The 24,346-nt window shown below is 41.2% G+C and carries 18 protein-coding genes; 5 read left to right on the top strand and 13 right to left on the bottom strand.

From position 1 onward, the window contains the following. Window positions 1-18 precede the first annotated feature (18 nt). From ribBA to J8M01_RS09315, 9 genes are all read right to left on the bottom strand, one after another. A complete protein-coding gene (gene ribBA, locus J8M01_RS09355; RefSeq protein WP_210996046.1) occupies window positions 19-1,131 on the bottom strand; it encodes a bifunctional 3,4-dihydroxy-2-butanone-4-phosphate synthase/GTP cyclohydrolase II in 1,113 nt (370 codons plus the stop codon). 32 nt (window positions 1,132-1,163) lie between these two features. Beyond that, window positions 1,164-1,820 carry a riboflavin synthase gene (locus J8M01_RS09350; protein WP_211057799.1) on the bottom strand — a complete coding sequence of 219 codons (657 nt, stop codon included), beginning with the start codon at window positions 1,818-1,820 and terminating at the stop codon, window positions 1,164-1,166. A 10-nt stretch (window positions 1,821-1,830) separates the two neighbouring features. After that, a complete protein-coding gene (ribD, locus tag J8M01_RS09345) occupies window positions 1,831-2,937 on the bottom strand; it encodes a bifunctional diaminohydroxyphosphoribosylaminopyrimidine deaminase/5-amino-6-(5-phosphoribosylamino)uracil reductase RibD (protein ID WP_348772735.1) in 1,107 nt (368 codons plus the stop codon). 2 nt (window positions 2,938-2,939) lie between these two features. Then, window positions 2,940-3,389, bottom strand: a complete 450-nt coding sequence (gene nrdR / locus J8M01_RS09340; protein ID WP_192506652.1) for a transcriptional regulator NrdR — start codon at window positions 3,387-3,389, stop codon at window positions 2,940-2,942. Window positions 3,390-3,474: 85 nt separating this feature from the next. Further along, window positions 3,475-4,731: a serine hydroxymethyltransferase gene (gene glyA / locus J8M01_RS09335; RefSeq protein ID WP_192506651.1), complete on the bottom strand. Its 1,257-nt coding sequence runs from the start codon at window positions 4,729-4,731 to the stop codon at window positions 3,475-3,477. A 251-nt stretch (window positions 4,732-4,982) separates the two neighbouring features. Then, entirely contained in the window at window positions 4,983-6,266 is a 1,284-nt protein-coding gene (gene thrC, locus J8M01_RS09330) for a threonine synthase (protein WP_211057798.1), read from the bottom strand. Window position 6,267: 1 nt separating this feature from the next. Then, window positions 6,268-7,206, bottom strand: a complete 939-nt coding sequence (gene thrB / locus J8M01_RS09325; RefSeq protein ID WP_211057797.1) for a homoserine kinase — start codon at window positions 7,204-7,206, stop codon at window positions 6,268-6,270. A gap of 12 nt (window positions 7,207-7,218) precedes the next feature. Next, entirely contained in the window at window positions 7,219-9,636 is a 2,418-nt protein-coding gene (gene thrA / locus J8M01_RS09320) for a bifunctional aspartate kinase/homoserine dehydrogenase I (protein WP_211057870.1), read from the bottom strand. Between the two features lie 281 nt (window positions 9,637-9,917). Then, complete coding sequence (locus J8M01_RS09315) at window positions 9,918-10,283, bottom strand: response regulator (protein ID WP_192506648.1); 366 nt, start codon at window positions 10,281-10,283, stop codon at window positions 9,918-9,920. A gap of 211 nt (window positions 10,284-10,494) precedes the next feature. On the opposite strand from J8M01_RS09315, the gene J8M01_RS09310 reads away from it, so the two are divergent. Both J8M01_RS09310 and rdgC read left to right on the top strand, forming a co-directional pair. Further along, on the top strand, window positions 10,495-12,255 hold the full coding sequence (locus tag J8M01_RS09310) for a HAMP domain-containing sensor histidine kinase (protein WP_192506647.1): 1,761 nt from the start codon (window positions 10,495-10,497) through the stop codon (window positions 12,253-12,255). Window positions 12,256-12,373: 118 nt separating this feature from the next. Next, window positions 12,374-13,282, top strand: coding sequence for a recombination-associated protein RdgC (gene rdgC, locus J8M01_RS09305; RefSeq protein WP_210996040.1), 909 nt, complete (start codon window positions 12,374-12,376; stop codon window positions 13,280-13,282). A 251-nt stretch (window positions 13,283-13,533) separates the two neighbouring features. Here the strand turns inward: rdgC and J8M01_RS09300 are convergent, their stop codons facing one another. Beyond that, on the bottom strand, window positions 13,534-14,373 hold the full coding sequence (locus J8M01_RS09300; protein ID WP_192506645.1) for an HDOD domain-containing protein: 840 nt from the start codon (window positions 14,371-14,373) through the stop codon (window positions 13,534-13,536). A 230-nt stretch (window positions 14,374-14,603) separates the two neighbouring features. Between J8M01_RS09300 and J8M01_RS09295 the strand changes: the two genes are divergently transcribed. After that, complete coding sequence (locus J8M01_RS09295; RefSeq protein ID WP_211057796.1) at window positions 14,604-16,283, top strand: Zn-dependent hydrolase; 1,680 nt, start codon at window positions 14,604-14,606, stop codon at window positions 16,281-16,283. A gap of 33 nt (window positions 16,284-16,316) precedes the next feature. Here the strand turns inward: J8M01_RS09295 and J8M01_RS09290 are convergent, their stop codons facing one another. Continuing rightward, window positions 16,317-16,712, bottom strand: a complete 396-nt coding sequence (locus tag J8M01_RS09290) for an HIT domain-containing protein (protein WP_211057795.1) — start codon at window positions 16,710-16,712, stop codon at window positions 16,317-16,319. A gap of 110 nt (window positions 16,713-16,822) precedes the next feature. Here J8M01_RS09290 and J8M01_RS09285 point away from each other — a divergent pair, with 110 nt between their 5' ends. Further along, entirely contained in the window at window positions 16,823-19,045 is a 2,223-nt protein-coding gene (locus tag J8M01_RS09285; RefSeq protein ID WP_211057794.1) for a S9 family peptidase, read from the top strand. A 206-nt stretch (window positions 19,046-19,251) separates the two neighbouring features. Next, window positions 19,252-20,886, top strand: a complete 1,635-nt coding sequence (locus J8M01_RS09280) for a methyl-accepting chemotaxis protein (RefSeq protein ID WP_211057793.1) — start codon at window positions 19,252-19,254, stop codon at window positions 20,884-20,886. A gap of 125 nt (window positions 20,887-21,011) precedes the next feature. On the opposite strand, the gene J8M01_RS09275 is transcribed toward J8M01_RS09280, so the two are convergent. Together J8M01_RS09275 and J8M01_RS09270 are read right to left on the bottom strand one after the other, a co-directional pair. Then, entirely contained in the window at window positions 21,012-22,544 is a 1,533-nt protein-coding gene (locus tag J8M01_RS09275) for a leucyl aminopeptidase family protein (protein ID WP_211057792.1), read from the bottom strand. 95 nt (window positions 22,545-22,639) lie between these two features. Beyond that, window positions 22,640-24,325 carry a carbon starvation protein A gene (locus J8M01_RS09270; RefSeq protein WP_211057791.1) on the bottom strand — a complete coding sequence of 562 codons (1,686 nt, stop codon included), beginning with the start codon at window positions 24,323-24,325 and terminating at the stop codon, window positions 22,640-22,642. Window positions 24,326-24,346 lie beyond the last annotated feature (21 nt).

Raw genomic sequence — 24,346 nt, 5'->3', positions numbered from 1 at the left:
ACATATGCGCCTCAGTCGCTATTTTGGTTCAACGTATTCTACGACTTCTAAATGAAAGCCAGAGAGTGCATGATACTTTTTAGGCATACTCATTAAACGCATTTTTTGAATACCCAAATCGGCCAAAATCTGCGACCCAACACCAACAGTACGAGATGTACCTTGAAACTTACGATGATTAACACTTTCGCCAGCATCTTCTGCGGAAAATGCTTTTACCATCGCTTCAATGTCAGTTGGATCTTCTTGTTTTCCTAGAATCACAAGCACGCCATTATTTTCACTAATGTGCTTCATTGCACTGTGCAAACTCCAGCTACGATCTGCACCTCGGTCGGAAAGTAACACATCATTAAATGTACTTTGTAAATGTACTCGTACCAATGTAGGTTCACTCGTACTGATTTCACCGCGCTTCATCACATAATGCAGCTGACTATCAATTGTATCTTTGTAAGTTACTAAGTTAAATTCACCAAACTCAGTTGGTAATTTACATTCAGCGACTTTTTCTATCGTTGTTTCATTGAGATTTCTATATTCAATGAGGTCAGCAATAGTGCCAATTTTTATCCCGTGCTCCTTTGCAAAAACCTCAAGCTGTGGACGACGTGCCATCGTGCCGTCGGCATTCAATATTTCAACGATAACAGATGAAGGCTCCAAACCAGCCAAGCGCGCTAAGTCACACCCCGCCTCGGTATGACCTGCCCGAGTCAAGACACCACCAGCTTGTGCCATAATTGGAAAAATGTGGCCTGGTTGTACAATATCTTGCGGTACGGCACCTTTGGCTACCGCAGCTTGCACAGTCCGCGCTCGGTCAGCAGCAGATATGCCTGTTGTTACGCCCTTCGCAGCTTCTATAGACATGGTAAAGTTAGTTGAAAACTGTGCACCATTATTGCGAACCATCAATGGTAAGTCTAATTGCTGACAACGCTCTTGAGTCATTGTTAGACAAATAAGCCCACGACCATGAGTGGCCATAAAGTTAATTGTATCAGCCGAAATGTGTTCAGCTGCCACAATTAAATCCCCTTCGTTTTCGCGGTCTTCATCATCCATTAAAATAACCATTTTACCGGCTTTTATATCATCAATGATCTCTTGCGCACTATTTAAATTCATAATTTACCTGTCTATTTTGATTTGCTATCGGGTTACTTTATAAAGCCCGCTTTGGCTAACAAATTCGTTGTGAGAGTTGATTCTTTCGCTGGCATTTGCGCCCCTTGTATCAAACGCTCTAAATAACGAGAAATTTGATCGACTTCTAAATTAACCTTTGAGCCAACTTGAAAGTCTACAATGGTGGTTTCTTGTGCCGTATGGGGTACGATTGTCAGTTTAAATTTGCTTTCTTTTATCTCATTGACTGTCAAGCTTATACCATCAATTGCAACTGAGCCTTTATAAGGAATATATTTCATTAGGTCACCTGGTACTGCTAACCAATACTCTGTCGCTCGTGCATTTGACGTTACACTTTCAATCGTGGCTACACCATCAACATGACCTGACACTAAATGCCCTCCAAGTCGCGATATCGGTTGCAAGGCCTTCTCTAAATTCACTTTTTGACCCACTTTATACTGTGCAAACAATGTCAGATGTAAAGTCTCATTTGATAGGTCAGCTTTAAAACCATCACTATACTTTTCAATAACAGTCAGGCACACACCATTGGTTGCGATGCTGTCTCCAAGCTTCACATCATTCATCTGTAACGTGTCACTTTTTACTCGAACAGTTAAGTCACCGTGGTTGGCTGACAACTCAGTGAGCGTGCCGGTTGCTTCAATTATACCTGTAAACATAATGCCTCTATCAGCTTGGTCTTAATATTAAACGAACGTCTTCATCTATGCGTTCAACACTCGTAAAATTAAGTGTCGCTATATCATTCATGCATGCTATTGTTTGTGTGTTAAACAACCCACGTCCATCATGGCCAATTATTTTAGGGGCGAGATAAATAACAAATTCATCTATTAGTGTTTGTTGATGAAAAACACCTGCCAAAGTTGCCCCAGCTTCAAGCCATACTCGATTAATACCGCGTTGAGCAAGCAAAGCCAATGCCGCATGACAATTAATTTTTAATTTGCTATCAGGGACAACCACTTGTTCTACAAAGTGCGGCCAGTCATGAGAATTATCAAGACTGGTTCTTAAAATAATAACGGGGGAATCAATTTTAAACAAAGGTAAGTTTGGTGAGAGTCTATTTTGTGAATCAAATATGACTCTGGTAGGCTGACGTAATTGCTTACCTTCAGGAAGAGAAATATCACACTCACTATCACGTACATTCATTTTTGCATCGTCAACTAAAACGGTGTCGGCCCCCGTAAGGACAGCACAACTTCGGGCCCTAAATATTTGTACATCTCTTCGCGCAGCTGAAGAAGTTATCCACTTACTTTGACCATTACTCAACGCGGTTTTTCCATCCACTGACGCTGCCAGCTTACAACTTACAAATGGGAGTCCAAATTCCATTCGCTTAAGAAAGCCATCATTTAAGGCCCGAGCCTGTTCCTCTAATAACCCAAACGCTGTTTCAACTCCCGCCTGTTTTAGCATGGCTAAACCACGGCCGGCAACCTGTGGATTTGGATCCACCATAGCTGCAATTACTTTGTTCACACCTGCATCAATCAAGCCTTTTGCGCACGGTGGTGTTTTCCCAAAGTGGCTACAAGGTTCTAATGTAACGTAAACCGTAGCACCTCTCGCTTGAGTGCCAGCTTCTCGAAGAGCATGAACTTCAGCATGGCTCTCTCCAGCCTGTTGGTGAAAGCCTTCACCAATAATACGACCATTTTTTACAATGACACATCCCACATTTGGGTTTGGTGTGGTGGTATATTGACCTTGCTGTGCTAACTCAATTGCACGCGTCATATATGACTTATCTTGTTCACTAAACACCGCTAATCCCCTAACCGTGCTATTTCTTCACCAAATTCTCGTACATCCTCAAAAGAGCGATATACCGACGCAAAGCGCACATAAGCTACTTTATCTAGCTTTTTTAAGGCTTGCATTATGCATTCACCAATCATATGACTTGGGATCTCACGTTCACCTGTGGCCCGAATAGTAGATTTAATCTCATGAATCACTTCATCTACTTGCTCGGTACTGACAGGTCTTTTTTCCAGAGCTCGGTGTAACCCATTAATGAGCTTATCTTCATTAAACGGCTCCCTTGAACCATCTTGCTTTATCACTCTTGGCATCACAAGTTCGGCACCTTCGAAGGTGGTAAAACGCTCATGACATTCAATACATTCGCGACGACGACGCACTTGATGACCAGAGCTCACAAGGCGCGAGTCAATTACTTTTGTGTCTTTGGCGGTACAAAATGGGCAATGCATAGTTGTTCACTTATAACTGGATACAAAAAAGGCCGCTAAATAGCGGCCTTAATGATATCAAAAATCTCTAATTGTGTGCGCTAAATTATGCGTAAACGGGTAATTTAGCACAGATAGCTTTCACTTTTTCTTTTACATCCGCTTGTACTGACTCATCATTAATATTGTCTAGTACATCACAAATCCAACCAGCCAATTCACGAGACTCAGTCTCTTTAAAACCGCGACGCGTAATCGCAGGAGAGCCTATACGCAAACCCGATGTCACAAATGGTGAACGAGGATCATTTGGTACTGAATTCTTATTAACCGTAATATTGGCACGACCTAATGCAGCATCTGCATCTTTACCCGTGATATCTTTATCAATAAGGTCTAGTAAAAACAAATGGTTTTCAGTTTTTCCAGAAACAACCTTATAGCCACGTTCTTGTAAAACCGACACCATCGTTTGAGCATTTTTAACAACTTGTGTTTGATATGCTTTAAATTCAGGTTGAAGTGCTTCTTTAAACGCAACTGCTTTAGCTGCAATAACATGACATAGAGGGCCACCTTGGCCGCCAGGGAATACTGCACTGTTCAGTTTTTTATAAATCGCTTCATCATCACATGCCGAAATGATCAAACCACCGCGCGGACCAGCAAGTGTTTTATGTGTTGTCGTGGTGACAACATGTGCGTGAGGCACAGGGCTTGGATACACACCAGCAGCAATTAAACCTGCAACGTGCGCCATATCAACAAATAAATATGCACCGACTTTATCTGCAATTTCTCGGAATTTAGCCCAGTCAACAATGCCAGAATAAGCAGAGAACCCACCGATGATCATTTTAGGTTTATGCTCAAGCGCTAACGCTTCTACTTGCTCATAATCAATCTCACCCGTTGCTTCATTAAGTCCGTATTGCACTGCATTATACAATTTACCAGAAAAGCTCACATGAGAACCATGAGTCAAATGGCCACCATGGGCTAAGCTCATACCAAGTACAGTATCACCAGCGTCTAACAGCGCTAAAAATACTGCTGCATTTGCTTGAGAACCGGCATGCGGCTGAACATTGGCGTAAGTTGAGCCAAACAGTGCATTAGCACGATCAATCGCTAGCTGCTCAACAACATCGACATGCTCACAACCACCGTAGTAACGCTTACCTGGGTAACCTTCTGCGTATTTATTTGTTAACTGCGAACCCTGCGCTTCAAGAACGCGTGGGCTACAGTAGTTTTCAGACGCGATAAGTTCAATGTGTTCTTCTTGACGAGTTGTTTCAAGCTCAATCGCGTTAAATAATTCTGGATCAAAGTCTGCAATGTTCATGTTACGTTCTAACATGGGGTCTCCTAGGGGCACGTAAAGGTATAAAAGCCGTATTGTACGCTCTAATGCGTGTATTGCCTATGCTGTAGGCGTGAGCATATTTAAACAGGGATTGAATTTATTTCACAGTGTTTATGCAATGATATTTTTTTATTTAAACATTTATAATTTTAATAAATAAAAACCAGTGAATTAAAGTTATTAATATAAGAGCCGAGCAAATCGACTCTTAAATACCTATCATCACGATATATCGATTTTAATCTCTATAACAGTTTTTCAAACATCGCCGCTTTTAATTGTTGATAATCTGCACCCAACGGTTGCGCCAAACAGCTTTTATCTAACGCGTCTTGCAAAACGCGAGGCATCGCAATTTCTTGACCTAACACATTTTCAACTGACTCTTTAAATTTAGCGGGGTGCGCCGTTGCTAAAAATATACCGATGCTATTTTCACCTTTATCATGGCGTAGCCCTTCGAACGCAATAGCTGTATGTGGCTCAGCGATATACCCTGTATGGGCAATTTCTCGCATCACTTTCTCTGTCACTTGCTCAGACACGCTACGTGAATAAAAATCATGTTTACTAAACTGCTCAGAGTCCAACATGCTTTGCACTCTTGGCCAATTATTAGGTTTACTCACATCCATTGCGTTTGATAATGATTCCATTGTTGCTTTTGGTGCCCAATCACCTGAGTGAACAAATCGTGGGACAGTGTCATTTTGATTTGTTGTTGCTGATAGCTTAGCAATAGGCAAACCAATTACAGAACCTATCATCGCAGCACACACATTGCCAAAATTACCACTTGGCACCGATACATGCACATTATCACGCTCTGATTTCGGTAATTGCGCTAAGGCTTCAAAATAATAGCAAACTTGCGCCACTAAACGGCTTATATTAATTGAATTTGCAGAGTTAAGTCCTAATTTACTTTTTAGCTCTTCATCTAAAAAGGCTTGTTTTACTAGTGCCTGACAATCATCAAAACTACCATCAACCGCATAACAATGTATATTTTCACCTAAAGTGGTGAATAGCTTTTGCTGAGCCAGTGATATTTTGCCTTCAGGATACAAAATTACCACATCAACATTGGCTTTTTTATAAAATGCGTGAGCAACAGCCGCCCCCGTATCGCCGCTAGTTGCGGTTAAAATAGTGACGCGTTCACCTTGATTGAATAACCCCACACATTCAGCCATAAAACGCCCACCAAAGTCTTTAAACGCAAGCGTTGGTCCATGAAAGAGTTCCAAGCAATAGTTTTTATCATCTACTTTCTCTAACTTCACCGGAAAGTTAAAAGCCCGCTGAACCATGTCTGCTAATGTATCTTTAGGCAATTCATTGCCAATTAAATGTGCAAGTATTTCTGTACTTCGTTCTACAAATGGCAAGTCAAGTAATGCATCTACATCGCTGAGTTTTCGTAAATCAGTGGGGAAAAATACACCTTGATTTCGTCCTAACCCCGTTTTTACCGCCTCCGTAAAGGATACCTGTTGTTGTTTATCTTTTAAATTTACGAGGTTCATTTTAAACTCCTAAAGAAATGGCACGAGTACCACGATTATCTAGCTTGCAAATATGGCTGAAGCCATGCGCATTAATATAATTTTTTTCCAACCACTGCTGACAATGTTCAGCTGCGGCCAACGACTTACAAATAGTGAACAACGTCGGGCCTGCTCCTGAAATACTCACGATTTCAGCACCCAATTTAGGTAGTGCCGATTTTGCTTCACTAAAACCAGCTATTAATGACTGCCTGTAGGGCTCAGCCAATTTATCTTCCATAAGTTCTAATGCTTCATCAAAACGTCCTACTTGCATTAGTAAGCAGTAACTCGCTAACCGCTGTGCAAATTCAACCGCGTCATGATTGCTCAGACTAGCCGGTAGTACGCCTCTCGCTTTAGCAGTATTTAAAGCAAAACCTGGGAAAGCAGCAACATAGTGCCAATCTTCACTGACAGGAACACTAATTGCCTTGTTGGGGACCAAATGGGAAGTTAGCTGCAACCCACCTAGGTAACACGGGGTGATATTGTCGTAGTGGCGAGCACCACTAACCTTCCCCTCAAAGTCAGCCATTAACTCAATCAGTGCTTCCTGAGATAACTTCGTTTGTGCAAACTCATTTAACGCAGCAAATGTTGCCACAACCGAGCAAGCACTAGAGCCTAGCCCCGATCCTATCGGCAAACGCTTTTCAAGAGTTAACGACACGCTTGGCATATCTGACGCCACATGTTCTCGAAAATGCACCAAACATTGATACGCTAAGTTTTCTTGCGCGCTCTTTGGCAACTTTTCGGCATATGGGCCAACACAAAAAAATGCATCGTTATCCGCATGTTCAAGATGAACAACATCGCCAAGTAAAGTACCATCAATGGGCGCTAATGCAGCCCCTAAGGAATCAAAACCAACACAAAAATTACCAATGGATGCCGGTGCATAAATAGATATCATTATGCGTAACTCCTAACGTGACAACGTTTTTAATATATCAGCAAAAACACCCGCTGACGTGACTTCAGCACCTGCTCCATAACCACGAATAACAAATGGGCGAGGTTGATAATACTGACTCAATATGGCTAATGCATTTTCGCCATCTCGAATATCATATAAAGCATGTGACTTGTCGACGGCTTCAATACCAACTCTGCAATGGCCATTTTCAATACTTCCAACATAGCGCAACACTTGACCTTGCTCTGCTGCGGCTTTCACTTTTAAAGCAAAACTACCATCAAGCTCTGGAAGTTTTGTCATAAACTCGTCAACGGATGCTCCCTCAGCAAATGACTCACTGACGACCGGTTCCACTTCGATGTCAGATAACTCCAACGCAAGCCCTGACTCTCTGGCAATAATAAGTAGTTTACGAGCCACATCAGTACCCGATAAATCATCACGAGGATCGGGTTCTGTAAAACCGTTTGCTTTCGCTTTCGCTGTAGCCTCGGATAAACTCAAGCCATCTTCTAATGCGCCAAACATATAAGATAGTGACCCTGATAATATGCCATTAAAGGATAAAAGTTCGTCTCCCGCACTAAATAAAAGCTGAAGGTTATCTAATACAGGTAAGCCAGCTCCAACATTTGTTTCGTACAAAAACTTACGGTGCTTTTGTTGCGCTGCATTCACTAATGCTTGATAGTAATCATAAGTTCCTGTATTTGCTTTTTTATTGGCTGCAACAACATGAAAGCCGGCGTTAAGAAAATTACAATATTGGTCAGCCAACTGCTGCGATGAAGTACAATCGACAATAACAGGGTTTATTAAGTGGTTTGATTTCACAAACGCTTCTAACCTTTCTAAAGTAAGCCCATCTGTTTGCTGCTCTAACTCTCCGTGCCAAGTATCAAAAGGGACGCCTTGCGCATTTAGATACAGTTTTTGAGAATTGGCCACACCATAAAGGTTCAACTTTATATCTCGATTTTGAAGCCAAGATTGTTGCTTTTCAAGTTGTTTGATCAGCTCCTGCCCTACGAGGCCAACCCCCAATAAAAACACATCAATTGAAGGAATATGTGTAAAGAAGTTTTCATGGCATACTTTCACCGCATCATTACATAAACTGCCATCGACAACAGCAGAAATTGCACTTTCGGTAGAGTCCTGAGCGATTGCTACAATGTTAACTTGCGCTTGAGCTAATGATGCAAAGAACTTCGCAGCTAAGCCACGATGTGCTTTCATATTATCACCAACTAGAGTCACTATCGCCAATTCTCTTTGTACTTGAACAGGTTCAATCAAACCCGCTTGAGACTCTAATTCAAATGCTTGTTCAAGTGCGGTCAACGCCAGATTTAAATCAGCTTCGTGTACACAAAAACTGATACTGAATTCACAAGAAGATTGAGTGATTAAAACAATAGACACGTTATCATTCGCTAACGCGTTGAATACTCTTGATGCCATACCAACTTTACCTTTCATGCCAGGACCTGACACCGTCAGCATCGCGAGCGATTCTAGACTTGATAAAGCTTTCACCTGCTCATTACCACGACGCTCATTACTTATCACCGAGCCTGGCACATCTGGGTTATGGGTATTTTTTATTTCACACGGCACACCCGCTTTCGCACAAGGCAAGATAGTTTTCGGATGAAGTACTTTGGCGCCAAAATAAGATAATTCCATTGCTTCTTTATAAGAGAGCCAATCAACTTTAGTTGCTTTACGTATAAAACGAGGATCTGCATTATAAACACCATCAACATCAGTCCATATTTGGCAGACTTGTGCTTGCAAACAAGCGGCTGCAACAGCTGCTGAGTAATCAGAACCATTGCGACCAAGTGTCGTAAGTTCGCCCTCTTGATTGCGACCAGTAAACCCTGGCATGATATAATACTTGTTGGGGTTTTCACGCATAGATAAAGTAAATTGCGCCTTACTCAGCTTTAAATCAACTTCCGCATCTAAATACCCACCAACAGTCGCTATACAGTCTGTCGCATCTAAATAACTGGCTTGAGCGCTGCCCAACATAGCTTGCATTAAGGCACAGCTCACTCGCTCGCCAAAGCTTATGATGTAAGCGCGCACTTGTGCTGGACAATGATTGAGAAGTTTTACCCCAGCTAATTTATTAGCCAAAGCTGAAAAGTCAGGCCAATGCGCTATTTCACCGTATAGCTTGGTCACCTGCAGATGTAGCGCATTTACTCTGCTTTGTAATGCTTGCCACTGCACCTCATACGATACACCTTGCTCTGCCAATGCTGCTAATTCAACTAATTGATCTGTCATCCCACCAGGTGCTGATAAAACAATAAGTGCTTCATCGCCTGACTGGGTTAACACTAAATTCTGTACTTGCCTTAAACAATCAAAGTCGGCTAAAGAAGAGCCGCCAAATTTTAATACTCGCATCATGGTAATTTCCTCATTCCAAAAACGAAAAAAGGCCTGTGTTCTTAGTGAACACAGGCCTTTTAAATACGCACCGACCTATGCCACTATCCAGATTGGATGGTGGTTGTAATAATAATGGTCGAAGTGTTAAATTTTAATTTCATGAGTTAAGAGTGCCTGAAATGTAGGCGAAGTGTCAAGGCTAAAGTACAACAACCTTTATGCAATTTACTCACGTTAATGACAAACCTTTTCAAAAACATTGCTCATTATAGGAGAAAATGCATTATTTCTTCTTGCTAACGAATACCATACTGTCCAAGGAGCGTTAATAGTTGTTCTGCCGTAACCGGTTTTTCAATAAAATCTATTGCGCCTAAACCAATAACACGACTTTTCATCTCTGGCTGAATATCTGCTGAAATAACCACCACGTAGGTTTCTATTTTGCGCTGTTTTATTGCCTCAAGCACACCCACACCGTCCAGTTCTGGCATAGTCAAATCAAGACAGAGTAAATCAATTTGCTGCTCCTCTAACATTGTCACAGCTTGCGCACCATTTTCAGCTTGCACAATCTTAGCCTCAAGTGCGCTAGACAAACAACGAACAACCTGTTTTCTTGCAACCCTTGAGTCATCACAAACTAATATAGAATAACTCATATCAAATATTTATCTTCCAATAACCCGTACGATGGCAATCATCAACTTATACCACATTTAATGATAATTCAGTAAGCCCCTAAACTATATATTCATTTAATATGCACATTGTGTGCAATAATGTCAGATATTTATTTATTTTTAAGGCTTTATTAGCTAAGTTTAAGTACATATCCTGCTGTTGACCTAATTGAGGAGCCAAGGTTCATTCATGTTACAAAAAAGCCTATCGAAAAAGCTACTCACGAATGTGCTATCGGTTTACTTTCTGTTGACCTTTGTTGTTACCTGTGGCCAAGTCGTTGCTGAATACGTCAATACGAAGGACTATATTCGTAATGAATTAACGATGCTACAAAAAACATTCAGTAGAAGTTTAACGCGTGCCATATGGGAACTTAATACCAAACAAACAGTTACTACTGCTGAAGGGTTACTTGCAATTCCGATGATTGAAGGGATCATTGTCCGCGATGACAGTGGAGAGATTATTTCTCAATTGGGCCGTTCGCTCGACATTCACGAGTTGTATAGTCAGCAGCTAGTACAAGAAGAAGCCATTATAGAAGATACCCCATCGGGGTTATTTGGGTACACATTTCCATTAATTTTTGAGTTTTCCGGCCGCGCAACACAAGTGGGTGATGTCACCCTGTTTTCTAGTCGAGAAGTCGTCTTTAGCCGAATCATGATCTCCATTTACTTCTTGATCGGTAATGCAATGATCAAGACGACATTCCTTATTATTTTATTTTTGATCGCATTTAGGCGTTTACTTACTGAGCCTTTAACAGATCTTACAGATCAAGTTGAGGACTTCGAATTAGACAATATTGATGCACAACGCATAGACATTGGCACAACTGAACGCAATGAACTTAAAGTCATGGAAGAAGCGTTCAATAAATTAATTGATAAAGTCGCTGAGTACCGAAAAAAGCTGGATCAAACACAAAAAGAGTTACTAATAAGTAATGAAAAACTTGATCAGCATAACTTGCAATTAGAACAAGAGGTGGCAAGAAAAACATCAAACCTTAGTCAAGCAATGATGGACTTACAACAACAAAAATATGAGCTAGAAAAGCAAAAGTTAACGCTTACAGAAGAAATAGATCTACGTCGCCAAACAGAACAAGAGCTGTTAACTAAGCAAAAAGAACTTGAACGTTATCTCGACGAGCTAAATATGGCACAAGAGCGCTTGGTTGGATCTGAGAAAATGGCAGCCCTAGGTGGCCTTGTAGCTGGGATAACCCATGATATAAATACCCCTGTGGGTATAGGTGTGACCGCGACATCATTTTTACAGGAACGATTACATCAGCTGGAGGCCGCTTATGAGGCCAAAACCTTATCTCCAAAAGCACTTGAGGAGTTTATTAATGAGGCCAAGCAAAGCACCAGCTTGTTAACAACTAACTTAGACAGAGCTTCTGAATTGGTCGCAAGCTTTAAGCAAATTGCGGTTGACCAAGCCAGTGAGGCCGTTCGTACTATTAACTTTAAAGAATACTTGGCAGAAGTGGTTCGTTCTTTACACCCTAAAATAAAAAAAACCAAGCATGATATACATATTTCTTGCCCTGAAGATTTAACCTTGAACTTGCCTGCTGGCGCGATTAGTCAAATATTTACTAACCTTATTATGAACTCATTGATCCATGGCTTTGAAGGTATTGATAAAGGCAGCATAGATATTGAAATTACTGATGACAACGATGACGTACGTATTTTGTATAGAGACAATGGACGCGGTGTCAGTGCTGTGCAACTGGAGAAATTGTTTGACCCATTTTTCACAACTAAAAGAGATCAAGGCGGCAGTGGCTTAGGTACTCACATCACCTTAAACTTGGTAAAACAAACACTTAATGGCGATATAGAAGTGACCAGTGAAGAAGGTAAAGGTCTAGTATACCAAATCAGCTTCCCTAAAAACATGCAAGCACCACTGGCGATGTTTAGTTAGTCTGATTACTTGAATACAGCAATCTCTTACCTTTGTTGTATTCAAGTCGCTTTAACACTTCCTTGTCTGAAAATTATTGTTATCATAGCGACCACTATTTAGCACGGATACCGTTTTTATGTGGTTTAGTAACCTGATCTGTTATCGATTCAAACAAGATATCTCATACAACCAAGAAGATTTTGAACAAGCATTAGAGCAAGATGTATTCCGCCCTTGTGGTAGCCAAGACATGAGTACATTTGGCTGGTCAAAAGCATTCGGTAAACATGGTAATAGCCTGTCACATTTTTCAAAAAACAGCATTTTAGTTTGCGCAAAACGCGAAGAGAAAGTGCTGCCTGCAGCTGTTGTTAATGACATGGTTGCAGAAAAAGTTGAGCTTATCGAGCGCGAAGAGAACCGCCCGGTTAAGAAAAAAGAAAAAGACGAGTTAAAAGAAAATATTCTCGCGACTTTATTGCCACAAGCATTTAAGAAATCAAGTTTACAATTCGCTTTTATTGATCAAGAGAACGGCTGGGTTATCGTCAACAGCGCCAGCTTCAACAAGGCGGAAGAGTTATTGGCATTACTACGCAAATCACTTGGTACATTGCCCGTTGTTCCTGCTTTTGCTAATTATGATTTAGATGTGTTTTTGACCAATTGGTTAACTAAGTTTGAAACTCCAGATGGGTTTGCAATTGGTACCGATGCTGAATTAGAAGAACCGGATGACAATGGCGCGCAAGTAAAATTAAAGCAACATGATTTATCTACTGATGAAATCAAGCACCATTTAGAAAGTGGTAAACGTGTCACTAAGCTCGCCTTAGATTGGCGTGAGCGTGTTAAGTTTATGCTTCAAAATGACGGCTCGATTAAACGCTTAAGTTACGCTGACGCACTGAAAGAACAAAATGCTGATATTCCAAAAGAAGATATGCTCGTAAAGCTCGATGCCGATTTTATTCTGGTAAGTGAAGAAATCAAAGAGCTGATAGATGAGTTAACGCAAAGCTTAGGCGAAGCAGAAGACTTATAAACATTAGTTAACCTCAGGTTTGGATAAGGGTTTTGGAATAGGAAATATTTTGTAAACAAACTTATGTACAATCCAATGATGATATTTTGTTCAATATCAAGGCGCTTTTATGCAGTAATAGCGGGCTATTACAAATGAAAGCAACGCCGAGAGTGAGAAAAATAGCTTTATTGGGCAAATTCGCTTATCCAGAGCTGAGGTTAGTTAGTAGTAAGGTGAGCTTCACCTTACTACTTTTTAAACGCTCGATGTTAAGCAAACATACTTTTTACATCTTCTAACGTCGATAAATATTCATCACTCGTAAACATGTCTAATGTACGCGTTACGCCCTTGGCTTCATAGGCACTAAGCGCCGCAGCTTTATCAGACACTTGTAAGATACCTTCAATAATCGCACCCACACGAATAAAGTCGACATAACAAACATGATCAGGTTTGTAGTTTGGATTGGACCAACTTTCAGCAACCTCAACAAAGTCATCGGTAAACCCCCACTCCCTCATGATTGCTCCGCCAATTTTACCCGCGAGCTTTTGTATTGCATGAGCTAAAAAGCTCGGGTTCGCGAACACTTCTGGATGACGCTCCGCTTCTGTTAAAATAGGCAAAACGCCAATGTTAAACACCAATGATGCTAACGTAATGGTATCTTTATTTAGAGAGGTATGTTTATTTACGCGAAGATAAAAATCCATAGTCGTAATAGCTTGGCACGCCACTTTGAGCGTTTTTTGCCATGCCTTATCCATATACGTTCTGATCAACTTATTGTTCGATACAAACAATTGTTCCATCGCCATTGCTGTGGCGATATTTTTGATTTGTCGCAACCCGATTCGTGTAACAGCTTGGTTAAGTGTATTCACCTTAATTGAGCGTCCCATAAACGCACTATTGGCAACTTTAATCATGCGGGCTGATAAAGCGGGATCCTGAGAAATAACCTCTGCCATCTGTGCTAAGTTTACTTCAGGATCATCTGCTGCTTGTCTTACTTTTACAGCAATTTCAGGTAAGGTGGGCAAAACAAGTGTATCGTTATTTATCCTATCAATAAGAATGGTCAGTAAGGCATTTTCTGTCGACATAAGCTATATCCCTTGGGTAGAAATTTTCTGGTGTGCACAATAAAGCACGCTTATTTTTATACCCTTTAGTATTGACTAAGTTAACCATAAAGTTAAGAAAAGTATAAAAAATATTCTTACTAATTCGCGCATGGCTAATATTTACTGCCACTACAACGTACAAAGGCAGAAATCCATAAAACATTCGGGTATGGTAGATAACCAAACAGATAACAACAAAAGAGTTACCCATGAAGCTTTCAAAAATTAGCCATGCACTGCTTATCGCCAGTGCGTTAACACTCAGTGCATGCTCAGAACCAGAAACAATAAATAACACGCAAACTAGCACCCAAGAAAATAATGACTACAACCTAGTAAACACCCAACAATCGCGTCTTGATATTTATACAAACGTAACGCTAACCAGTGATTTATCGCATTTGACTGATAATCAGAAGAAAATGCTCAGCAAATTAATCGATGCATCTAAATTGATGGATGACCTATTCTGGAAGCAAAGCTTTGGAATGGATAAAACACAATTCTTAAGTAACATAGCGGATAAAAAAGTACGTCAATTTGCCGAAATAAATTATGGGCCATGGGATAGGCTCAATGGTGATAAAGTATTTTTATCTGGCTTTGCCCCCAAAACACCTGGCGCTGAATTTTACCCTCACAACATTACCAAAGAGGAATTAAACAGTTCATCGGTTAAAGATAAACAAGGCCTTTATTCAATTATCACACGTGATGACCAAGGCAACCTATCTAGTACTTCATATTCAGAAGTATTTCAAACAGAGTTAACAAAAGCGGCGTCTTTATTACGAGAAGCCAGTAACTTAGCCGTTGACAAAGAATTTGCCAATTACCTCAACCTGCGTGCAGATGCATTATTAAATAATAGCTACCAACGCTCTGATTTCGCATGGATGGATATGAAAAATAACTCCATTGATATTGTTATCGGCCCTATTGAAACCTATGAAGACCAGCTTTTCGGATATCGTGCAGGATTTGAGTCTTATGTACTTGTAAAAGACTTAGCATGGAGTGAACGTCTCGCTAAATTTGCCGCATTTTTACCAGAACTACAAGCTGGCTTGCCTGTCGATGAAAAGTACAAACAAGAAGTACCTGGTTCTGATGCTGATCTAAACGCATATGATGTCATTTATTATGCCGGTCACTCCAACGCCGGTAGTAAAACAATTGCAATTAATTTACCTAATGATGAGCAAGTTCAATTAGAAAAAGGCACACGCCGTTTGCAATTAAAAAATGCGATGCGCGCGAAGTTTGATAAAATTATGCTTCCTATTTCTGAACAGTTAATTGTGCCTGAGCAACGTAAACATATTACATTCGACGCCTTTTTTGCCAATATCATGTTTCATGAAGTCGCACATGGACTGGGAATAAAAAATACCATTACTGATAAAGGTACCGTTCGTCAATCATTACAAGAGCATGCAAGTGCACTAGAAGAAGGGAAAGCTGATATTCTTGGCTTATACATGGTCGAGCAGTTACTTAAAAAAGGTGAAATAACAGACGGGACATTGGAAGACTACTACACCACGTTTATGGCTGGGATTTTCCGCTCTGTACGTTTCGGCGCATCAAGTGCCCATGGCAAAGCCAATATGATCCGCTTTAACTTCTTCAAAGAGCAAGGGGCATTTTCTAAAAATGCACAAGGTCTTTACAAAGTAAACATGAAGGAAATGGCGACTGCGATGAAAAACTTATCACAGTTAATTCTTACTCTACAAGGTGATGGTGACTACGAAAAAGTAAGCCAACTTATTGCAACACATGGAAGCATTAAAGCAGAGTTGAAAGCAGATTTAGCAAAATTGTCTGCAGCCAACATTCCAGTAGATGTCACATTTACGCAAGGTAAAAAAGTGCTCGGTTTGTAATTCGGTACTTTAAATTTAACACCATAATGGGCACTACAACGCTAGCGCCTTTTTTAGTGATATAAGTTGCTCATTTGAATAAGGCACTGCTGGATGTAAGCCCCAAACTGGATTCGGCCATGCAATATCATTTGTAAACCGTGCAATGTGATGCACATGTAATTGCGGCACCATATTACCTAATGCAGCAATATTTAGCTTATCAGGATTAAATACTTCTCGTAATAACTCACTAAGCTTCGCTGATTCAGACCAAAAAAGGCTTTGTTGAGATTGACTTAAATCAATGATCTCTTTTAAATTATCAATTCTTGGTACTAAAATAAACCACGGGTACTGGCTATCGTTCAGCAATAATACTTTGCATAACTGCCAATCAACTAACTCGATACAATCACGCTTCAATTCTGGGGCGAGCTCAAATGTCATAATTACCTCCACTTACACTTATTATTATGTGAACTCTATCCCAATTTGTTGCCATTGCCTATGCTTGCCTATAACATCCAACCAACAAATCACTTTGATAAGGCCCTCTTGTGCGAGTTACTCTTTCGTCTTTAGCGTTATGTCTGCCGCTTATATTGTGCAGTGCAACCATTGCAGCAAAACCCCTCTCCCTTGAACGTATTTTTGATGACCCAAACTTAGCAGGCAAAGCCCCTGTTAAACTCAAATTTTCTCCTGATGGCAAACGTGTCACGTATTTACAAGGTAAAACAAACGACTATAACCGTTACGACCTTTGGGAGTACAACCTAAAAGACAAATCTAACCGATTATTAGTTGACTCAGCCGCGCTGTTTTCAGGGCCTGAAACTTTATCTGACGAAGAAAAAGCCCGTCGTGAACGACAACGGGTTTTTGGTCGCGGTATTCTCGAATACAAATGGTCAAACGATGGAAAAGCCTTATTGTTTCCTTTAAATGGCGACCTATACCATTATCAAATAGACTCAGGGAAAAGTAAGAAACTAACAAATACACCTGCTTTTGAAACCGATGCTCGCTTCTCTCCGAAAGGCAACTATGTCTCATTTATTCGTGAGCAAAATTTATACGCACTTGAACTTGCCAGTGGCAAAGAAATTGCGCTCAGCACGGATGGCGGCGGCGTCATCAAAAATGGCATGGCTGAATTTGTTGCGCAAGAAGAAATGAGTCGCATGACCGGGTACTGGTGGTCAGGTGATGAGAAAAAAATCGCCTTTACTCGTATCGATGAAAGCCCTGTAGAAGAAGCAATTCGTAACGAAATATATGCCGATGAAGTTAAACTATTCAATCAGCGTTACCCATTCACAGGTACAAGTAATGTCAAAATAGCCCTAGGTGTTGTTAAGCTGAATAACCAACAGGTTGACTGGATTGACTTAGGTAAAAATGAAGATATTTACATTGCCCGCGCTAAATGGCTTAAAGATGATAAAACACTGTCATATCAATGGCAAAATCGCTCTCAACAAGCATTAGAGCTGCGCTTTTATAATACCAAAACAAAACAGCAAACGGTTGCGCTAACAGAGCAAAGTGATACTTGGGTTAACTTACACTTTGACTTACGCTTCCTAGCCGACAAAAAACACTTTGTGTGGGCCTCTGAACGTGATGGATATAAACATTTATACCTCTATCGAACCAATGGCCAACTCATTCGCCAAATCACCAAAGGGGAGTGGATTGTCGATAGTATAAAAGGTATTGATGAAACTAAAGGGGTCATCTATTTTGCTGGTCGTGCAGATACACCTCTAGAACAACATTTATATAGCGCCCCTATATTCACATCAGGCAATACCAAACGCATCACACAAACGGGCAGCTATCATAAAATCGTTGTCGCCAAAGATGCTAAAACATTTATTGATAATAGCTCCTCAGTTAACAAACCCAACTCTGTCGCGCTACGCAAAGTAAATGGAGAGTTCATTACTTGGCTGGAGCAAAACAAGTTAGACAGTACTCACCCACTTACACCTTATTTGAGTAAGTTGGCGGAACCTGAGTATGGCACCATTAAAGCCGAAGACGGACAAACATTGCATTACCGTATTTTCAAACCTACAAATATGGAAAAAGGTAAAAAGCACCCTGTTATGGTCAATGTATACGGTGGACCACACGCACAGCGGGTTACCAACAGTTGGCGTAGTAAAAACCTTTACTTTCAATACATGGCACAACAAGGGTATGTGATTTTCCAATTAGATAACCGTGGTTCATATAACCGCGGGACAGCCTTTGAAGCGCCAATATATAAAAAGTTAGGTGTTGTCGAAGTAGCTGACCAAATCAAAGGTGTTGAGTTCTTGCGCTCGCTTGATTACGTTGACCCGACAAGAATTGGTATTTACGGTCACAGTTACGGTGGGTATATGGCACTTATGACTATGTTTAAAGCAGGTGATTATTTCCAAGCAGGTGTTTCAGGTGCCCCAGTGACTGATTGGGCTTTATACGACACCCATTACACTGAGCGCTACCTAGGGCACCCGCAAAGTAACGCAACAGGCTATGCACAAAGTGCTGTCTTCCCTTTTGCTGATAATTTAAATGGTCCATTGATGATTTATCATGGTATGGCAGATGACAATGTGTTATTTACTCATGCAACTAAACTCTTTAAACAGCTTCAAGACAATGCGAAACCATTCGAGATGATGACTTACCCAGGCTCAAAGCACAGCTTACGCGGTAAGAAAGTGCAAACCCATTTACATCAAACGATCACAAACTTTTTTAACCGTCACTTCAACATGTAAATTTAGTCAAAAAGCCCATATTTGTGGGCTTTTTCTTAGACCAAAATCTAATTGTATTCCTTGTTAAACAAAAACAAATAACTCTTTGCTTTTAAAGATAAAAACATCTTAAAAATGTACTGACAGACTCTCTTTATTTCTTTATCTTAAAACCTCGCCCGTTATCTTAATGCACAGGACTGTGTATTTTTAGCAAGGAGATTGATATGCAGATTTTAAGACGATTTACGATTTTTCAACGCCTTATGATGTTACTCATAGTAGTCATATTAGGACTAATTATTCTAAGTCTGACAAATTTAACTCAGCAGTACGCCACTCTAAAAAAACAACAATATGAAAAAACCAAAAACTTGGTCGAAACTGCACACAGCTTACTCTCTGTATATCACCAACGGCAAGTAACAGGCCTCTTAACAGAAGCTGCCGCTAAACATGCTGCGTTAACCGCAATCAAAGGACTTACATATGACAGTAATAACTACTTTTGGGTCAATGATTTCACCCCAACGATGATTATGCACCCACTGAAACCACAGCTCAATGGAAAAAATTTAACGAATAGCAAAGACCCTGACGGGAACCCTTTATTTGTAGAGATGGTGGACAAGGTTGTCAGTCACGGGGAAGGGTTTGTGCCTTACAAATGGCCTAAACCTGGCGCACAAACACCGGTAGATAAAATATCATTTGTTAAAGGATTTCTCCCATGGCAATGGATAGTCGGTTCTGGGGTCTATTTAGATACCATAGATGACGCATTTTCAGAGCTTCGCTGGCGTATGATCATAGATGTTATTATCATCGTTATTGTTTTAGCCATCCTTTGCACCATTATTAGTAACAGTATTTTAAATCCAATTCGCCTGGCAACAAACATGATGAAAGATATCTCTCAAGGCCAAGGAGACTTAACCCAACAGCTGAACGAGCAAGGCAACGACGAAATTTCTCGGCTTTCACGGTACTTCAATTTATATACTGAAAAAATGCGCCAATCCATTTCTCAAGTCGCTGAGAGTGCTACACATTTGGGCCTCTTTGCTAATCAAGTAAATGAAGCAGGCGCCATAAACTTAACCCACATAGAACTACAAAATGACAATAGTCAGCAGGTTGCTACTGCCGTTGAACAAATGAGTACACAAATAACGGCAGTCAATGAAAATGCTCGCGCTGCTGAAGTCGCAGCCGCTGATGCACTACTAAATAGTGAACAGGGTAAGCAAGTTGTTGCAAATACCATTACTGCCATTCAAACTCTGTCAACCCATATCCAAAGCGTAAGTAAAGTATCTGCAATTTTAGCAACCGAGAGTAATAACATTGGCTCTGTACTGGATGTCATTCGTGGTATTTCAGAGCAAACAAATTTACTTGCTCTTAATGCGGCAATTGAAGCAGCCAGAGCCGGAGAACAAGGTCGAGGGTTTGCGGTCGTAGCCGATGAAGTGCGCACCCTAGCAAGTCGCACAGGGCAAAGCACAGACGAAATCCAAAAAATGATTGAAAAGTTGCAAAAAAATGCCCAAGAAACGGTGAGGGCCGTGCAGTTATGCCAAGAAATATCAACCAGTACAGTAAAACAAGCTAGCGGCACTGACCAATCCCTAGATGAAATTGGAAGGTTAATCAAAGTGATAAGTAAAATGAATAGCCATATTGCAAGAGCAACTCAAGAACAAAGCAGTGTTGCGCAAGAGGTCAGTTTACGTATTACCGATTTATCTAAAGCTACCCATCAGTCTCTAGACACAACTCATTCCCTAACGGATGCCAGCCTTGATCTAAAACAATCCAGTCATCATTTGGATGACATCGTGCAGCGATTTAAAATTTAACCTATCCCAAGGTACATTACAACTAGGCAACAAATAATTAGATTCGCTGCCTAGTGTAATTTGGAGTAATTGAACTAACCACTGACGAAGTACAGACGTCAGATTAACTGTTCACCACTCAACAGCTACAGACAATAGCGTGCAAATAGGCTAGATACCGTTGCAGCAGTTGGTTTTCCATGCTGCCAATCTCCCCCTTCAACACCACTTCCTGCAATGTCCATATGAACATATGGAATAGGCTGCTGTGCATCACAGCCGTGTTTATCTAGCCCACCGACTAACGCTAAAAATGCCATGGGAAATTGATGACCCCTCGCAGTGATAGCGGATGGCGCATTATTACTTGAAATAACGTCATCAGCCAAAGTGCGTGGTTTTATAAAGTCATAATCTTCACGACGACTACGCGATAGCTCTGCACCATCAGCCCACAAATCTCCCATATCAGCCAATTGACGAGATATTTTTGCTGTACGTGCTGGGCCGTTTTCAACATAAGCACTATATGGACCCACTGCGCGTGCAGCATGCCCTGTCAGTGTCGCCACTGTAAATAGTTCAGGGTTAACTTGAGATTTAGCCAAATCCTTCATTTCACTCAGTAAGTCGCCCATGGCTAAACGTCCTTCAGCATCGGTATTACCTATCCGAACATTAAGACCTTCACGGCATGTTACAATTTCATCTGGTACAAAACAATCTGAGCCAATTGAGTTACGTACAACGGCTAAGTAAGCAATAACTTTGACACCTTTAGGTTGATATTCAGCAACGGCTTTCATAAAACCTGCTACCGATGCTGCCCCGCCTTTGTCTCGGCTCATACCAGCCATAAAACCACCCACTTTCAAATCAGCACCACCAGTATCGTATACCAAGCCTTTACCAACAAACATTAGAGTACGGGTTACTTCATCTGTCGGCGTATATTCCAACTTAACAACACGAGGGTGATGACGTTCAACAGCATAAGATGCACGCGCTACCATACCCAGCATGGGGTAGTCATTTTCAATTTTATCAATATCTGATATCACTTCAACGGCCACAGAGGTGTTCACAAATAATGCTTCACAGTAATCAGCAAAACGTGGCGGTGCCATTCTTTCAGGCTCTGTGCCACATAAATCTCTGGCAGCATATTGACCAGCAGCAATCGCATTTAATTGCTTCGTCTGCATTTCGGTCGCCCCGACCATATGTATTACAGTAATAGGCTCAATACTCTCACCACGATATTCACGTGCTTCAAGCGGTTGCCACAATGCTTGACAAGTGCCTAAAAAAGCCACTTCTAATGCGTTTTTGTAGCGCTCATCAGCAGGTAACCCTACAATCATCAATGCAGGGTTTGTCACACCGGCTGCTTTTGCTTCTGTAATCGCCGATTTAGCTGCATCAAATACGCGGCGTACATCATCATAATCGCGATGCAATGGTCCAGTAGGCGACACAATCAAACGTTTGCCAGGTAAGTCATTGGCAAGCACTAACGTTGCTTTACTGGCGATACGTTGATCGACCGACAAATAGGGAGCCAAAGTGGCATTCAATTGAGTATGACCAAGATCATGCACATTGGCTGTAATTACAATCACTGCATCTGCATCTTGAGTTAAAAAATCATGACAGGGTAACGCGAGAGGGAAAGACATAAAATGGGCCCTTAAAGAGTAACTTAAGGGCCCAATTATCAGCTATTGAGTGGGGGTTTACCAGTTTGTGCGATAAACCTCAAATTGCGTTTGTATCACTGAGTTTGCTTATGCGTAGCGTTATCTTTCCTAAGCCGAGTGATTACTGACCAAGCTTCTAACATCACTAACACGCTCACAACGAGTACGACAATATCTAAACTCACCAATAACCAATTTCCTTGCGCATAATATTCAACAAGCTTAATTAACCCAGCAAAAAAAGCCATCACCAGCACAAAGCTCATTGGGATCAAAGTAAATTTTGCAGGTCGACCCAGCTTAATTAAATATACAGAAATCACCAATAACGTTAAGCTGGCTAATATTTGATTGGTTGAGCCGAATAATGGCCAAATGATCATTCCACCGCTACCTGACGCCCCACCAGCACCAAAAGCGAGTAACAAACAACATGCGACGGCGATAAATGTCGCTATTACACCATTTTTGAGCAATGTCAGCTGATAAATATCCCCCCACTCTTGGATAATGTAACGCTGCAATCTCACCCCTGAATCCATCGTCGTTCCAGCAAACAAAACCACCATCACAGCGAGTAAAGTCGCTGCTATTTCAGCTGAAATCCCCCATCCATTACTGATTAAATTCGACCCCCCAGTAATAAATGCAGACACACTCCCAGCGCCCAAATGGCTATATATCTCATGCCACTCTTCAGGTGATACAGCAAGCATCACGCCACTCACAGCAACCAATGTGATCAAAGCCAAACACCCTTCACCTACGGCGCCCAAATACCCAACAAACCGGCCATCGGACTCTTTTTTTAATTGCTTTGAACTGGTGCCAGAAGAAACAATGCCGTGAAAGCCAGATACAGCACCACAGGCAATCGTGACAAATAACAAAGGAATGATACTTGGCGTATCAACAACGGTTTGCGTATTAAACGCCGGCGCCGTGATATCTGGCATTACCACAAACACCGCTCCGTACAAGAGCACTAAACCAACCAAGAGTTGCATACCATTAATAAAATCTCTCGGTTGCAATAACATCCATACAGGTAGTAAGGACGCCACTGCGGCATAAATAAATAAGATCACAATCCAGCTGGCTTTGTCTGTCAGTCCGAGCAACTCACTTGGCAACGAAATTGGCGCACCTGACCCTATGTAAATTGTTGCATATAAAATAGCCACACCGACTATACATAAAGGGACTAAGGGGATTTTTCGCTTCAACAATTGGCCAATCACTAAAGCTACAATAATGGCAGACCAAGCAGGTAATACCGCAGTTGGGTTCGCGACAAATGAATTCGCGATCACCACACCAAATACCGCATTTACCATCAGTAGCACTAAGAATACGACGATCATAAATAATGCGCGCGTGCGTTTACCAATAACTGTTTCTGAGAGTGCGCCCATTGACTTGCCTTTATGGCGCGTGCTTGCCCATAAAGCGCCCATATCATGCACGCCAGCAAAGAAAATTGTGCCTAAAACAACCCATAAGACCGCGGGTACCCACCCCCAATACACTGCTATGGCAGGCCCTACGATAGGTGCAGCCCCTGCCACAGACGTAAAGTGATGCCCCCATAAAACAACTTTGTTGGTTGGCACATAATCAACACCATCGTTCAACTCATGGGCTGGAGTGATAAAGCCATCATCCATTTTAAATATTTTTTCAGCAATGAACTTCGAATACACAAACCATCCAAATATCATTCCGGCAATACCAAACAGTACAATCATAATTGATTGCATAGCGGGCTCCTGTTAATTATT

This window comes from Pseudoalteromonas sp. MMG005 (assembly GCF_018101015.1).
In the GTDB taxonomy this organism is placed as follows: Bacteria; Pseudomonadota; Gammaproteobacteria; order Enterobacterales; family Alteromonadaceae; genus Pseudoalteromonas; species Pseudoalteromonas aurantia.
The sequence above is the reverse complement of the archived record's forward strand: the minus strand, read 5'-3'. Positions and strand labels throughout refer to the sequence as shown.

Coding starts and splice junctions, on each gene's coding strand:
- ribBA (WP_210996046.1), bottom strand. CDS start 1,131: ATGAATTTAAATAGTGCGCAAGAGATCATTGATGATATAAAAGCCGGT.
- J8M01_RS09350 (WP_211057799.1), bottom strand. CDS start 1,820: ATGTTTACAGGTATAATTGAAGCAACCGGCACGCTCACTGAGTTGTCA.
- nrdR (WP_192506652.1), bottom strand. CDS start 3,389: ATGCATTGCCCATTTTGTACCGCCAAAGACACAAAAGTAATTGACTCG.
- glyA (WP_192506651.1), bottom strand. CDS start 4,731: ATGTTAGAACGTAACATGAACATTGCAGACTTTGATCCAGAATTATTT.
- thrC (WP_211057798.1), bottom strand. CDS start 6,266: ATGAACCTCGTAAATTTAAAAGATAAACAACAACAGGTATCCTTTACG.
- thrB (WP_211057797.1), bottom strand. CDS start 7,206: ATGATATCTATTTATGCACCGGCATCCATTGGTAATTTTTGTGTTGGT.
- thrA (WP_211057870.1), bottom strand. CDS start 9,636: ATGCGAGTATTAAAATTTGGCGGCTCTTCTTTAGCCGACTTTGATTGT.
- J8M01_RS09315 (WP_192506648.1), bottom strand. CDS start 10,283: ATGAGTTATTCTATATTAGTTTGTGATGACTCAAGGGTTGCAAGAAAA.
- J8M01_RS09310 (WP_192506647.1), top strand. CDS start 10,495: ATGTTACAAAAAAGCCTATCGAAAAAGCTACTCACGAATGTGCTATCG.
- rdgC (WP_210996040.1), top strand. CDS start 12,374: ATGTGGTTTAGTAACCTGATCTGTTATCGATTCAAACAAGATATCTCA.
- J8M01_RS09300 (WP_192506645.1), bottom strand. CDS start 14,373: ATGTCGACAGAAAATGCCTTACTGACCATTCTTATTGATAGGATAAAT.
- J8M01_RS09295 (WP_211057796.1), top strand. CDS start 14,604: ATGAAGCTTTCAAAAATTAGCCATGCACTGCTTATCGCCAGTGCGTTA.
- J8M01_RS09290 (WP_211057795.1), bottom strand. CDS start 16,712: ATGACATTTGAGCTCGCCCCAGAATTGAAGCGTGATTGTATCGAGTTA.
- J8M01_RS09280 (WP_211057793.1), top strand. CDS start 19,252: ATGCAGATTTTAAGACGATTTACGATTTTTCAACGCCTTATGATGTTA.
- J8M01_RS09275 (WP_211057792.1), bottom strand. CDS start 22,544: ATGTCTTTCCCTCTCGCGTTACCCTGTCATGATTTTTTAACTCAAGAT.
- J8M01_RS09270 (WP_211057791.1), bottom strand. CDS start 24,325: ATGCAATCAATTATGATTGTACTGTTTGGTATTGCCGGAATGATATTT.